11 protein-coding genes are annotated in these 14,336 nt (G+C 34.3%); 1 reads left to right on the forward strand and 10 read right to left on the reverse strand.

The window, feature by feature from the left end; all coding sequences use genetic code 11:
* Nucleotides 1-173: 173 nt before the first annotated feature.
* The 6 genes from ADU22_RS18285 to ADU22_RS18305 all read right to left on the reverse strand — a co-directional run bounded on the left by ADU22_RS18285 (nt 174) and on the right by ADU22_RS18305 (nt 10,319).
* Nucleotides 174-2,015: an AIPR family protein gene (locus ADU22_RS18285; RefSeq protein WP_053363447.1), complete on the reverse strand. Its 1,842-nt coding sequence runs from the start codon at nt 2,013-2,015 to the stop codon at nt 174-176.
* A gap of 4 nt (nt 2,016-2,019) precedes the next feature.
* Complete coding sequence (locus ADU22_RS18290) at nt 2,020-3,039, reverse strand: PD-(D/E)XK motif protein (protein ID WP_053363448.1); 1,020 nt, start codon at nt 3,037-3,039, stop codon at nt 2,020-2,022.
* Nucleotide 3,040: 1 nt separating this feature from the next.
* Nucleotides 3,041-5,716 carry a Z1 domain-containing protein gene (locus ADU22_RS18295; protein ID WP_231687910.1) on the reverse strand — a complete coding sequence of 892 codons (2,676 nt, stop codon included), beginning with the start codon at nt 5,714-5,716 and terminating at the stop codon, nt 3,041-3,043.
* Complete coding sequence (locus ADU22_RS18300; RefSeq protein WP_053363449.1) at nt 5,703-7,181, reverse strand: ATP-binding protein; 1,479 nt, start codon at nt 7,179-7,181, stop codon at nt 5,703-5,705. Before ADU22_RS18300 ends, ADU22_RS18295 begins: the two co-directional genes overlap by 14 nt.
* Before the next feature lie 806 nt (nt 7,182-7,987).
* Nucleotides 7,988-8,254: an ATP-binding protein gene (locus ADU22_RS25295; protein ID WP_231687911.1), complete on the reverse strand. Its 267-nt coding sequence runs from the start codon at nt 8,252-8,254 to the stop codon at nt 7,988-7,990.
* 349 nt (nt 8,255-8,603) lie between these two features.
* Nucleotides 8,604-10,319, reverse strand: a complete 1,716-nt coding sequence (locus tag ADU22_RS18305) for a DNA cytosine methyltransferase (RefSeq protein WP_053363450.1) — start codon at nt 10,317-10,319, stop codon at nt 8,604-8,606.
* 197 nt (nt 10,320-10,516) lie between these two features.
* Between ADU22_RS18305 and ADU22_RS18310 the strand changes: the two genes are divergently transcribed.
* Nucleotides 10,517-10,930 carry a very short patch repair endonuclease gene (locus ADU22_RS18310; RefSeq protein WP_053363451.1) on the forward strand — a complete coding sequence of 138 codons (414 nt, stop codon included), beginning with the start codon at nt 10,517-10,519 and terminating at the stop codon, nt 10,928-10,930.
* 21 nt (nt 10,931-10,951) lie between these two features.
* Here ADU22_RS18310 and ADU22_RS18315 read toward each other — a convergent pair whose 3' ends face one another.
* The 4 genes from ADU22_RS18315 to ADU22_RS18325 all read right to left on the reverse strand — a co-directional run bounded on the left by ADU22_RS18315 (nt 10,952) and on the right by ADU22_RS18325 (nt 14,328).
* Nucleotides 10,952-11,221 carry a hypothetical protein gene (locus tag ADU22_RS18315; RefSeq protein WP_053363452.1) on the reverse strand — a complete coding sequence of 90 codons (270 nt, stop codon included), beginning with the start codon at nt 11,219-11,221 and terminating at the stop codon, nt 10,952-10,954.
* A gap of 156 nt (nt 11,222-11,377) precedes the next feature.
* On the reverse strand, nt 11,378-11,911 hold the full coding sequence (locus ADU22_RS18320) for a hypothetical protein (RefSeq protein WP_053363453.1): 534 nt from the start codon (nt 11,909-11,911) through the stop codon (nt 11,378-11,380).
* A complete protein-coding gene (locus ADU22_RS25050) occupies nt 11,902-12,078 on the reverse strand; it encodes a hypothetical protein (protein WP_197280087.1) in 177 nt (58 codons plus the stop codon). Before ADU22_RS25050 ends, ADU22_RS18320 begins: the two co-directional genes overlap by 10 nt.
* A gap of 324 nt (nt 12,079-12,402) precedes the next feature.
* Nucleotides 12,403-14,328: a 3'-5' exonuclease gene (locus ADU22_RS18325; RefSeq protein WP_053363454.1), complete on the reverse strand. Its 1,926-nt coding sequence runs from the start codon at nt 14,326-14,328 to the stop codon at nt 12,403-12,405.
* Nucleotides 14,329-14,336: the final 8 nt, after the last annotated feature.

Here is a 14,336-nt window from a genome sequence, read left to right on the forward strand (position 1 = left end):
AATTCCTCAATATAAATTTTAAGATTCCAGCGTATCCATCTATTTTATATTTACGTACCCAAAATCATGTGAATAGGCGCAATTTTATAATAGAATTATTAGTTTCTTTTTTTACATTATATATAAAACAAACTAACTTAAGATTAACTTTGAATATGATTAGCTAGGATAACTTACACCAGCCCTTCCAAAACAGCAGCCGACTCCTTAATAAACCCTTCCCAACAATCCTGTTTTTTAGCCCACTGAGTAACATTCTGATCGCCTGCTGATTCCCGTAGATAATTTAATGCATTTGCAGCAATAATCCTAACTACATCTTTCCATTCATCAGATAGTTCTTGCTTGTTCCATACATCAATTAGAGAAATACGGTCGTTGTATAAATGACCAAGCATAGCAACAGTATAGTAAATAACGTTTGCTCTGTACCCTTTCAGTTTCATTGCATCAACTATCTCCGCGACATAGGCATTGATTAACCTTCTAGCGATCAGTTCCTTGTAAAAATTGTTGTTGATATCTTGTATTGGCTTAATAACTTTGCCATCATCATTAATATTCAGACTTTGCTTCCAATACTGACTGTTTAAGTCCATAAACTTCTTGAAAGCTTCCTCTCCACCTTTACTTGAGACGTGAGGGTATCCATCCCAAGACATAAAGTATTTCGCCAATTCTACCTTCGTTATTACCTTTTCTTTAGGGTACATCTTTTTAAATGCTGTTTGTTCTTTTCCTTTTGAACGACGGCTAATATCAACCATATATTGGCCTCTAGCACGTTCGAAATACCACTTAGATTCTTCTTTACGGTTATCAAATGTAGGTATCCATGTATTGCGTGATAGTTTTTCAATATCTGACATAAACCTTGTATTAGCCAAGAGATCTGATTTATTTATTTTGTTTTGAGTGTTTGCATATTCAGATATTTTTGCAATTAGTTGATCTTCTAAATCATGGCGATCAACATTTGGGACATCATTTGCCTCACTTGTATTTAAAATTGTTAATTTAGTTTGTACATATACTCCATCCAGATCAATTTCATTCTTATACGCCTGATGGATAGAGGCTGTTGTTTGACCTCCGTTTACAATTTGCCAGCTAGTTAAAGATTTAATCTCATAAAGATTTGAATCTCCTATTTGAACAATGTCACCAGACTTGGCAACGCTTGAAATACCGTTGTTATAAGCAACAAAAAGTTCTCGTTGCTCTGAGTCTTTTAACGTATCTCGAATACCTTTGTTTGTTCCTCCACGGGCTTGTAGAAATGAGCGCACATTTCGCTCTACCAATTTTGGCCCCCAGTCATCATATAGTTTTGCTAGTAAATTAGCAGGGATTGCACCAATATAGCAATCTATTAAACCACTTCCTGTAGGATTAGGAACGTGCATTAATTGAATCGTTGATTTATATTCTTCTTCAAATTGAATATCAAATTCTCTTATACCTTGCTCTGCTTCAGAGAGTTTATAAACTCTATCCATGTCCCACACATGTACATTTACTGTTTCAATTCCAGGAATAGATAGATCTATTGGTTTATTTGTCAGATAAAATTTACTGGAGACAACAAATATGTTTACTTCCTCTATCTCATTACGATTACTTCTAATTAACTTAATTAGATCAAGAAATTCCATTGATTTATCTACCGTCTCAAAGATAGAGTCCACGTTGGTAAAGAACCTTTTAGCTTTGTTTGCCACCTCTTTTATTGTGGTCATATTAACTACTGGTAAAGAATCATTTGTAAATAACGGCTCATAATCAACAACGTAAAGATTAAGGACATTCGTATCTTCAAAGTAAAGGTACCCGTTTATTTGTAGCTTTTGGTCTCGTTTAGCATAGTATATAAGGGTTGGCTCGTCCTCCATATTGATATACGGAAGGACCTCTTGCAAAAAAGGTGTTTGTCTGGATCCCACTACATTTGCCTTCTGCTCGACAGTGTCTAAGAATTCTTGTAAAAACTCTAGCTTTCGTTTATCTTCTATCATTTCTCTACTTCCTTTTATTCAACTTAAAAATGTCTTCCACATCCACTATGAATTCCTCACAATGAGATAGGTCTAAAGAATAGGAAATCCTGCTTACACCTTTAGGAAGCTGTTTCGATTCTATTCTAGGAAACTTTTCTCTTACCTCATAGGCTAATTCTTCATGTATAAAAAAATAATTACTGTTATACTCTTCCACTTTAATATTGTTTAATAGAAGTATTTCTTTAAATTTAACCGCAAGTGAAGGAGCTTTTTTTATAAGCTTCTCTTCAATGCTTTTTGCTGTATTTTCTAAAGTGCAGCCAACTGTATTGTTCTTCTCAATTTTTAACACATATAAAAACAGCTCGTTAATAACTGGATTCAGCTCTAACTGTTTTTCACTGGAAATCTTGACTTCATCCCGTATCTTTGGGGAGAGAGTTTTAATCTCTATACCACTTTTCTTTCTTACAAAGTCTATTCGGAACCTTAGGGGTCCTTTCCAGTCATTAATGATTAAGGGAGGATCCGACGGAAAATATTCCAGCCATTTGTTAATATAATATAATTCTCCAAACAATCCCGCTTCCTCTTCTTCAGAAAGTTTTGCATCCCATTTCTTTTTAAAGAAATTATGCCATCTATCCAGCACTTCATATATCGAAGTATACAAAGGTAATTCTTCGTCTACTAGTATGTGATCTACGATGTTCTGTAGCACATTTTCGAATATATCGTCACTCTCATCAACTTCTTGTGATATAACCAAAAAGTTTTTTTCTTTTAATGGTCCAATTTTGGCAAAGTACTCTTGATTAATATGGATTCCTCTCCACATTGGAAATGCTTTTAATTGTTCAGAATTCCAATTCTCATAAGTAATATCAATATATAATCGCTTTTGATTATTTAATAAATCTAAGCCTATTAACAAGTAAGGCTTTTGAAAATAGATTGGTTCTAGCTGGTATACATCTTTATTTTCTTCTTTTGACGCTCGTTCCACTAGTGTGTTAAAACTATTGGATATATTTATCATATTATTTATTCCTTCCAACTGTTCGATTATGAACGTACCCATTGCTAGTTTTGGCTCTATCACCTGATCTTGTAGGTTCTAATTCAATATCTGGGAAAGATAAAGCTATCCCTATCGGTACTAAATTCTCGCTGAAGTTTATTTTTAACTTTTTAAATGGTTCCACATCAGGATGCAATGGATAAATCATAAGAACGGGGTTCTCTTTGTTCCGTAGTTTTCTATTTTCATTTTTGTTATTCGAGCTGACTTCAATGTCAACAAACTCTTGATTAGAAGCAACAATTGCGCCAAGATCTACTAGTTTGTTAGCTTTTCCTTTGTCTCTGCCAATACTTCTTAACACAGCACTCTCAATTGATACCGGACCTAAGTTGACTTTCCACTTTTTTATATTCTTTGTTTTTACTTGCTCTGTTTTCAATGTACTAGGCGTTACATCTACAACAGCTACATTAAATGTATTCAACTTTCCTTTAGCGTTTAAATCAGCTATATAATTAGCTATTTTCTTACTATTGACTTTTGAAGCAGCTGAGCTAGTTTGATAATTTAATAAAAATTCAATAATAGTAGCACTTGGTATTTGTTTAGCTATATGGTACCGAGTAGAGCCTTCTTTTATTTTAAATTGATCATCAATACTATTGAGTAATTTTAGAGTTGCATCCATATTCATTTCATAAAAAGCCTTATCCTTATCAAAGATACGAGTTTGTTGAAGACTGTTTGAGTAATTTGGAGTTTTTTCCGCAGCCCTCATTTTATTTGGACTAGTAACACTCATGCTCTTGTGATCTTTCATTTTAGCAGCATACTCTTCGGGAGTAACATCTAACTCATCATATTTTTTGAATTCTTCTCTTAGCTCACTCATTACATTCGACAGGTGTTCAAAGTTATCTGCCAGATCTTTACTTGTATAAATACGACACAGATCCATATACCCTTTTCTATACCCAAACCATCTTCCCATTTGCATTAATGAATCGTACATAGCACTGTTTCGGTAGTAATAGGAAATGGATAATCCATCTAAGGTTAATCCTCTTGATAGCTTGTTCCCGCCAATTACAATTACATTTAATCCATTTTCTTTATGCTTTTCATATTCTAGTGCATCATCACTTTCACCATTTATTTCCATTACTTCTACTTTACCAATAATCTTTCGAACTTCTTTAAAGACTTCAACCCAAGAATATACTTTGTCGTTTTCTTCAGACAATTTATTAAATGATTGAACTGGAATAATATCTTCTTCATATAAATTTCTTAATTTATCTATATACTTACTATCCAAGTCGTAAAGTACTTCATTAGATAATTTCTTATAAAACTTATCAATAACGCTGCACATAGAGTTCTGGATATCCGTGAACCTACTAGTGTGTATAAGCATAGAATTATGTTCGTTCTTTTGTCCTCTCAGATTTCTAATAGCAATTGTTAATAAAAATGAAAGAACAGCCTCCTCCATCGTTGGTGGAACTTGTTTAAATATATCTGTATCATCTTTACTTGTTATATCATCTAGTAAACTAACATCTGTTTCACTAAGATATCTAATATACATTGGCTTATTATCTTCCATATATCCTGATGTGTTAAAGAACTCGTCTGGGCCACAATAGTCCTTAGGTTTAGGCAGAGATATTGCAAAGTCTTTTGGGTATAAGTCCATTCCAACATCTTTGTGGTTCGCCTCAGCGTTAATTAATAAATTCGCGAACGGTGTAGCAGTATACCCCACATATGCCTTTTTATCGAACAAGCTTAATAGCTCTCTAATCTGCTTGTTTATAGTGCTTGGTTTGGTTTTATTACCTGTATCAATACTAGCTTGGTCAGCCTCATCATCAATGATTAAAGTTGGCGGATTAACATCAGACATATTAATACTATTCCTAATCAAGTCGATAAGATTTGGAAGGACATCTTTATGTTTTTTTACAATTGCCAATATAGGCTTTTCTAAGTTCCTAATCCCTATGGCATTTGCTGTTGAGATATCCTCTTGTGGTGTAGTCCATGTTTCTATTTGTGTACCACCAGTTTTTATCTTAGCTACCCCTTGCCTCTCATTTGTGATAGGATCTATGGTTCCTACAACCTCTTTTTCTAGACGAAGTTGGGTTTGAGTCCTTAAATCGTTATGCATTCCAGCTAATACAATTATTAGTTTATAACCCACATCAAATGCTTTGTTGATTAGCCCTGTAAAGTTAGCAGTCTTACCGGATTGGACATACCCTAATACCAACCCCCTATTATCAAAGTCTTCTTTTGCCTTTGGGTTACCTATACAATCTAGTATCTCATTGGTAGAAATATCTATAGAGCTGACCGTATCAGAATCCCATTTCTTCTCACCTAAAAGATATTTTTCATATCTTGGCCAGAAGTATGAATATCCCTTAGAGAAATCCCCCCAATTAAATGATCCATTCCCTTTTAAAACACCGGGCTTTTCTACATTAAAAGACCCGTACTTTGCGTAAGCTTCCAAGGCCAAACTTTCCTTTAAACCCTCTTCCAGCTGTCCCACTTTGTTAGTAAAATTTTCTTCCGTCTGCCTTATTGCTTGATTTAAAGGGTCTTGCATTCCATAGTTTTTGTACATTGTGAATAAATTATCAATCATAATCAAATAGCTATCTCTATCAAAATTTGACACTAGCAACAACTTCTTTCTTTACAATATCTTTTATAGTATGAATCTCGATACTTTCAAAGCCATTCATTAATGAGATGGACTCGGAGATTTGATCCAAGCTTATTTCCACACCAGAATTTACAAGAATTTCTGCATATTCTATAATTGTTTTCTTCTGGCTCTCATCAATTGTTTGCCTCTCTTGTTTAACCATTGATTCCGTCTTTAATAGATTGTTAGGTGATCCTAACTCAATTAACTTAAGATAAAGATTTACTTTCCTTTTTACCTCATCATCTAACTGTTTTAAAATATGTGTCAATATAGGATGGTTTCTGTTAAGCACATAATTACTAATATTGTCATCCKAGTGTAATTCCCAAGTGTTTAATGAGCCTTTAACTTTTTCCCCTGTTCGTGATGCCCTAGTTCTATAGAGCATTATTTCATGGGAGAGTTGTCTATAATATTTCGCTATTGCTTCTAATGCTTCCTTTATATCTTCTGGAATAGTGACAGTAGATTTCTTAACGTCTAACTTCCACTCTTCATCCGCATCATTAGTAAAGTCTACTTTAATTCTTACTAATTCTGAGGTTGTATCTTTAGGAAATAATCCGAACCAATCACCATATGATACCAATCTATTCTCCCTATAAATGTAAAAACCTTGGTGATCTCTCCAGCCTTTTATACCCCCAGCCTCTCTATGCTCTTTTTTATTAAAAGTTGAAGGGTGTGGAAGTACATAAGGAGTAACGACTACCTTTTTTCCATTTGATTGAAGAAATTGGATTTCCCCTTCATAACATCGAGGATTTTCTTCTAAGAATGGATTCCATGGTAAAAGTTGATTTCCGTTAATCTCCAAAAGGATTTCTCTTTCTAATAAGACGTGAAAAACCATCTCAAGGTACTTATGAATACGATTTACTTTACTAAAGAAGCTACCTGACTTAACAATGTTATTTGTTCCATAACCACAAAATCTATCTAGTTTATCAATAAACACAATGGTACCGCTATCCCCTTGGATTTCGTCGAAATTTAGTGTTATATCTACAGGGATTGAATTATAAAGTAGCCATTCATTCTTCCTACTTACATAGTCCAAGTCCCAACATCTGATAGAGAAATTAGAGTCCTTTTTACTAACAACGGTTAATCGTTTACCCAAAGAAAAAGCAGCAGTTTTTAATCCCATACCAAATCTACCTAATTCATCACGCTCGCGTTTATCTCTCGGGTCCTTAGATCCAACGGTCATTGCTGTTTGTAGTTCTAATTCATCCATACCGATACCGTTATCAATAATTTTAATAGAACCATTTCCTTCGTTAAACGTAAAATTAAGACTAACTGTAGTCGCTTTAGCATCAATGCTATTATCTATTAAATCAGCTATCGCTGTCTGGGAGTTGTACCCAATGCTTCGTAAAGCTTGGATTACTGGAGAAGCCGATGGTTGCGTAATTATTTCATCCATTAAGTTCACCTATTTCCACTTGATTTCCATAAATATTATTCTAGCAGGTTATTTTGATATTTTTCGTATCATTGGATGTTTACGATTAATAAAAAATGTAATATTATTATTATCTGCCACAAGTTCCCAGAAACGTATAATTGTATTATCAGTTATCCTCTTCCCTCTACCCGTAAATGGTCTCGACCCTTTTACTGATACTTGTTGAATAATTCTTCTAAAATCTTTTTAATCTCACTAACAGGGTTAGCGGTGGATTTTTTCATATCTATTCCCCATACAAAATCCTGATTATTAAGGATATCTATTTTTATCCAAACTAATTTATGTGTATCATTAGTTTTGTGCATGCCCCACCATGTAGCGATGATCTCGATATAGATAGAAGCCCTGAGATTTAGTATAACCATCTTTTGTAGCGAATTTATCAAATTCTTGCAGTGATAATTTAGAATGATCCGGCAAATTTTAAAATTTTATTTTTTCCGCCATCCGTTGTTGAGTTGCTATGTGTTTTGGGTTAAAGGATTAAAAGGTTCTAATTGATAATCATTAACTTTTATTTTCAATGCTTTTTTTCCTGGAACTGACCCCTCAAAAAACAGTGAAATACTAGATAAATGTTCTCTCAATGTATTCATTGAATATCAGATTCCTGAAAAGTATCAATTTCTCGCCAAACTACTAAAGTACCACTTTCCTGACTTAAAAACTCATTGAATAAAGGTGCATTTTTATATTCCTGTAAGTCTGGTGTTATTAAGAACCACTCGTTTACATTAGAAATGCACTCCAAATCCCATTGTTTAATGGAAACGATGCCATTTTGATAAGATTGTCAAATCCGTGCATTGGGAAAAGTATGCTGTTTTTAAACCCAATCCAAATCGTCCTAAATCAGCATTGGCTCTTGGAGAACCCGGATCACTTGTAGCTATTCGCATTGCTTCTATTAGTTCCGCGTTTGTCATTCCAATACCGTCGCCAAGGAGAGAAAATTCTGTTTCTAAATTTGGTTGACAAGCAATTTGTATATGAGGTCGCTTTTGCCGAAATGCTATTATCAAGTACATCAGCCACAGCCGACCTCAAAAGTATAACCTATGTCTCTCAATGCAAGTTTGAAACAATTGGTTGAGCTTCTTCTGTTTTCACTTTGCCACCTTCTTTTTGAAAATTTTAACATTGTTACAAAACTATATAAATAAAAGATTCTTTTAATAAACTCAGTATTTTTCTTACTAGCTTAACTTAAATAAAAATAGCTTGATTCTAGGTTTTATTCAAAAATGCCTATCTATATTAATTGTACATTAACTTAATGATAATTTTTATACTTTTAAAGAATTGGAATAATTATATTGTATCGGCAAAAAAGCTGCATCAAATAGACGCAGCTAAATCATATATTAAAATAATTCTTTAGGCATTTTCTTTTGAAATTAAAAAATCCCCTGTATTATTATCCAACTCTTCTCCTAACGATTTTAGTAAACCTTCCGCTATGAATCTTGCTAAAAGAGGCGGAACAGCGTTCCCTACCTGCTGATATTGTGAGTCTTTTGTTCCAAAAAACCTGTAGGAATCTTGGAAAGACTGTAACCTTGCGGCCTCCCTTATACTTATGGCTCTGTCTTTTGTTGGGTGTATCCACATAGATTTTCTAACATTGACAACTGTGTCTGATGTTTCACTATAAGCAAGCCTCTTATAGATAGTATTCTGTGTTCTAGTATAATCGGTATATGTGGATTTTAGTGAATCTTCTAAATCATGAAAGTTCTGACCTTCCTTAAGGGCTCTAAACCTTTTCAATGCTTCTTCTCGTGAAGCAGTCATAACATGATTAAATAGTTTTGAATCGCCATTATTGTTTAGGTACATATTTAAAGTACTATCTAAAATAGGCGGATAAGAAGCCCTGTCTAATTCATCATCTTTTACATCAGTATTTGGCGTTATGCCCTCTAAATCCCCTATTGCGTCATAAATCTTAAAGAATTGATTTTTATGTGAAAATAATGGTTTTGGTACCTGTATTGCTTCTCCTTTTAAGTGTTCTTTTAGTACACCCATTAATATTAACCTTTTTCTTTCTTGAGGAACACCATATTGAGCAGCATTAAAAATATAATCATCTTGGTTTATAACATATCCTAAATCTAAAAGCTTACGTTTAATATAAGTAAATACATTGAAAGTTTTAATCTTGATGACCAGATCTGCGTCGTTAATTTCAAACCCAAAGATTTTTACATTGTTAATTATAACCTCATAAATTTTATTAATAATTTTTTGTGTTTCAATAATCCGCTCTAATAAAGATATTAATTCTGTAAGATCAGCTTGTCTCTCTGTAATAGAGTGGTTTAGAATATTCCCTAATTCTAGCCATTCTAATTGATATTCAGGATCCCAATAGTCAGCATGCACATCATTCCATTTCCATTTTATATTAGGACTATTTATGAAAAATTTACGATTACTTTCTTTTTCTAAGAAACTTATTAAGTCTTCGCTTCTGTGTTTCTTAACCTGTCTAAGAAGACTATTTAGTTTTGAAATTAGTTCATTCTTAATAATGAAAGGCTTTAAATTTCTTTTGTTTTGATATGCCTCTAATAAAAAATTGACCAATCTCTCGGTGTATATAGTAATGCTCCCTATGTTAATTTTTTCCTCTTTAGCAACTATCCCTAACTTCTCAAGCTCACTTTCGTTATCCTCTCTTAAAAAAAACATGTGTTTATCAGATTCAAGAGTTTTGACATTTTCCATAACAAATGCTTTAGGACGTATTTCTTCTATTGCTCTGATATATTCTTTGACCAACTGGTTATTAGAAGAAATTAGAGTGTTTTGTTGTCTATTTGCGTTTGAAAAACCTTGACAAGGAGGTCCTCCTATAATTATATCGATATCTCTAAATTCTGTATTCTTTTCACCATAATCGTTCCTATATTTTAGTTTAGTAATATCTTTATGTAAGGTTACTCCATCATGATTAATTTCATACGTCTGCCTAGCATATTCATTAATTTCAACTGCAACCTTAACTTTAAATCTTCCAGTTTGTTCGAATCCATTGCTTAAGCCTCCTGCACCAGCGAAGAGATCCATGACATTAAACTTTTCCATAAAAAAACCTCACTTCTATAAGAAGTAACTTTAATTACTTTTTATTTTACTACAGAACGGTTGTTCTTATCAAATAACTTGGCTAACTTTTGAATTATATCATTTTTTTATAATAAACAATAGACCTTACCAAATTGCATTAATCATAAAAGATAAGGGTAAATTTTTAAAAGAACCTTTTACAGGAAGTGATCTAATTGGCAGAAAAAATTTCAAAAGAGCAGCGATCTAAAAACATGAGGGCGATAAGATCAGTATCTAAGTTAGAGAATGAAGTTAGCAAAGCACTTTGGAAGAAGGGATTCAGATTTCGCAAGAATACAAATATGTTTGGTAAGCCAGATATATCTATTAAGAAATACAAAATTGTAATCTTTATTGATTCTTGTTTTTGGCATAGTTGCTCAATACATGGAAATATGCCAAAAACAAACCAACAATATTGGTTAAAAAAACTAGAAAGAAATAAATTAAGAGATGAAGAAGTGACAAGATTTTACTTGGATAAAGGATGGAAGGTCCTTCGTGTGTGGGAGCACGATCTTAAGTTGGAATTTGATAGTACAGTTAATCGAATAGATCAGTTTTTAAAAAAAGCAATTTTATCATAATAATAATTTTCTAAAAATAATTTATATACTAATTCCTATAGTGTCTCCAAATCTGAATGAAAAATTGCACGTTCTGATTTGGTCCATGAGCGCTTGGTTTCCATCGCTCCCATTATCTCGGACGAACTTTAAAGCTTTTCTGGTAATCGCAGATATATAGGTAGAAAGGAGCTTTCTCGCTTCCTCAGGATCGATTTGTTCAGTACCGATTTCGAATTCTTCAAGGTCGAGAGTTTCTAATTCGTTTTTTAGTTGTTGATTGATAATCTCCTCGTAGATTCCTTGTTTCATGTGAACACCTCTGGGTGGGTTTTTACCCTTATTATAACAAATATTAGGAGGAGGTTTTTAGCTTGCAGCTTTTTGTGATTTACCATTAAATCAATTATTAGGGTTAACGGAGAAAAAGAAAAAAACATCCTAATTGTTAGGATGCTAGTTTAATATCTATAATCTCATATAAGCCAATATCTTTTTAGAAGCATTTGTCTGTAAGATTTTAAAATCATTGCCTAAATAAAAGTCATTAAGGATCGGCTCATCATCATACTCTACACAGACAATCCTTATGCCTGAAAGTTTATTGATTAATAAACAATTTCCCAGTGCCAACAGTAAAATTTTCTTACCTTCGACTTTTCCTTTGTAAAGATCAGATCTTCCTAGTTGAGCTATTAGAATGGAATTGAAAATATCTGCGTTCTTATTACCGGTTAATAATTTCTTTGACGTTTTTGATACATCATGAAAGTTAAAGTGTTTAATCATTAAGGAAAAGTATCCCACAATTTCATTGTTGTTTTCTTCATCTAAGACAAGACTTGTCCGAGTGAACGATCTTTTTTCATTTTCAATTGCTTTAGTATGTAAAAATAATTCGACATCTTTATTTTTTACGCATTTAAAAGAAGAGAGAAATTCTCTAACCTCACTCTCTTCTTCAGATGCTTTAATTAAACTTTCTAAACTTATTATTTGCATTTTCTTGACTTCAGAATACTTTCTGCATGACGTATTCTGTCTTTATTGCTCAATTTTATATCATTAAATAAGTTTGTTTCAGGTATTTTAGTCCTGGGAGTTTTGAGTAGTTTTTGCACATCAGATTCAGTCAGAGTATATGGGTCAAAAATAGTACTCGTAGCCATATCTTTTTCCTCCTCGTTGCACATCCTAAATCACCTCTTTTAACTATGTTAAAACAGGCATAGTGTGCAAGTATATAGAAAAATTATACAAAAAACAGACAATATTTTCAACAAGCCTCAAAAATTTACAACAAATTGTCAACAGTTAAAGAATTTAACTTCCCATATTTTAACCATGCTTTGACGATACCTATAGGTTTTTACCCTTTATTCTTTTGGACAAACAAGAACTGCCTACGCTTGTGTAAGTTGTTTGTATAAGAATTGCTGTCTAGTTCACCAACTTATTCTGATAAATCCCGGATAAGTGAAAAAAGAGAAAATTCATGTCAAATGACGCACGCGAACCGTCCCCTTGCTTCCTTCCCGTTCTTCTTTTACAGTATCCAGATATTGAGTAAACTCCGAGACACCTGAATAGGACAGGCAAAGATATTCTTTCGCTCTAGTCATGCCAATATAGAAGAGGGACACTTCCCGTTCCTTGTTTTCTTCTAAAGGAAAAGGCATCGAATCGACATTGACGATGAACACGGCTTGAAAATCCAGTCCTTTGCTGCTGTCGATTGTACTTATTTTGACGCGGTTATCTTCTTTTTCAAACGACCGCTTCGAATTTTCATTTTCGGTAATCCAATAGAAAGGCAGGTCTGCAGCTGCCAAGGTCCGTTTAATCGTGTCAATAATATGGTGATTGTGGGTTTTCTTTACACGGTAAAGGATTAACATTTCATGTAGGGGCACATTTCGTTGTTGATGAAGCTTCCGGATCATCCTGGCCACCAGCTGCATCTCTTCCGGAAAGTTCTTCGTTTTGAGTATTCCAGGCTCCGGACCTTTCCGCTTGGTACTTTGCGGTGCAATAATTTCCCCTTCCAGATCACGATTGACCACTTTCTTTTTAAACATGGAGTGCTTACGGTAAAAGTCCCAGGCAAACTTAACGATTTGCTTTGTGTTTCGGTAATTAATGGAGAGAACCTTTGATCGCCCTTGAAAGCTAAGCCCGGTATCCTGGACCAGAGAGCGTTTCCGTTTATAAATGCTTTGGGCCCGGTCTTCCACTAATAATAGTGATTGGGTGTTTTCGTTTAATACAGAGCTGACAAGACTTAGCCAATCCGCTTCAAAATCCTGGCCCTCATCAATTAAAATCGCATCATAAGTAGGAAGAATGGCTTCTTTGTTCTTAAGTTTTTCCAGCAGCACAGGGATTTGGCGCTCATGAATCTTTAAATCATTTTTTAGCCAAGAGTGAAAATTTCGGACGAGAATATTCTTGCTGCTCGTAGGGTTTTCAGGCTTCTCGGCGGAAAAATCGAAATCAAACAAATCCTCTGGTTCATTCAGCATGTGCAAAATCATTTGCTGAATGGAGTTCGAAAGCGAAATGTTATAGCAAAGAATCAGGATTTTCCAATCAGGATGTTGCTTCGCCAGCATTTTCGCCCTGCTCGCCAGGATAATGGTCTTGCCGCTTCCTGCCACACCGCGGATTAAACGGTTTTTGTCCCCAATTTGCTTTGCCAGGTTTTCCTGGTGCAGATCCATGGTTTTGATATCATGCAGAGACAGCAGCAACTGATCCTGATATGGAACCGGCGGCTTGAACTCCGCACTGATCCGAACCTCTGGAAACAGATGATAGCGGATTGCATTGATGTCTTCGAATGATAGTGGTTCACGCAAACGGTAAGGGACGACAAACATGTTCAGGATTTTTTCCATGAGAACCTCTTCCGAAAAGCTCTCCTTATCCGGATCAATTTCATCCMTTGTCAGGCAAAATTCGGGAGCAATCACGGAATACAACCCTTCTTCAATAAAATCTTTAGAGTAGAGCCGGGTAAAAACAACGCCATGTCCATAAAGAAATTTCAACTGAAATTTATACTTCCCTTCCAATTGAACCAGGTTTTTATCCTTTTTCAGTACGTCGACCACATGAAACATATTATCTCTTGCCTGTTTCAATGGACTTTTTTGGACAGATTGCTCCCCGTTGGAAGCGACAATATGCCATTCCTCATGATTGACTTGCAGCAAGGTGTTCTTTGTATAATCTTTTACTTCTATAACAACGATTCCCAACTCTGGGCCGATAATCACAAAGTCAGGCCGCTTTCCTAATATCTCAGGTTCATAGTAGACAATATAATCATCCGGCAGATAGTTTTTAAGTGTGCGGAAAAATAGCCGTTCTCCAGCAGTAGCTGAAGACCGAATGTAATCCGGTATCGTAATCGCCATAAAAATAC

The sequence above is a fragment of the Bacillus sp. FJAT-27251 genome, from assembly GCF_001273925.1.
Taxonomy (GTDB): Bacteria; Bacillota; Bacilli; order Bacillales; family Cytobacillaceae; genus Mesobacillus_B.

What these genes read in the sequence shown, in the direction of transcription:
- ADU22_RS18285 (WP_053363447.1), bottom strand. Translation starts at nt 2,015, where the DNA reads ATGATAGAAGATAAACGAAAGCTAGAGTTTTTACAAGAATTCTTAGAC.
- ADU22_RS18290 (WP_053363448.1), bottom strand. Translation starts at nt 3,039, where the DNA reads ATGATAAATATATCCAATAGTTTTAACACACTAGTGGAACGAGCGTCA.
- ADU22_RS25295 (WP_231687911.1), bottom strand. Translation starts at nt 8,254, where the DNA reads ATGTACTTGATAATAGCATTTCGGCAAAAGCGACCTCATATACAAATT.
- ADU22_RS18305 (WP_053363450.1), bottom strand. Translation starts at nt 10,319, where the DNA reads ATGGAAAAGTTTAATGTCATGGATCTCTTCGCTGGTGCAGGAGGCTTA.
- ADU22_RS18315 (WP_053363452.1), bottom strand. Translation starts at nt 11,221, where the DNA reads ATGAAACAAGGAATCTACGAGGAGATTATCAATCAACAACTAAAAAAC.
- ADU22_RS18320 (WP_053363453.1), bottom strand. Translation starts at nt 11,911, where the DNA reads ATGCAAATAATAAGTTTAGAAAGTTTAATTAAAGCATCTGAAGAAGAG.
- ADU22_RS25050 (WP_197280087.1), bottom strand. Translation starts at nt 12,078, where the DNA reads ATGGCTACGAGTACTATTTTTGACCCATATACTCTGACTGAATCTGAT.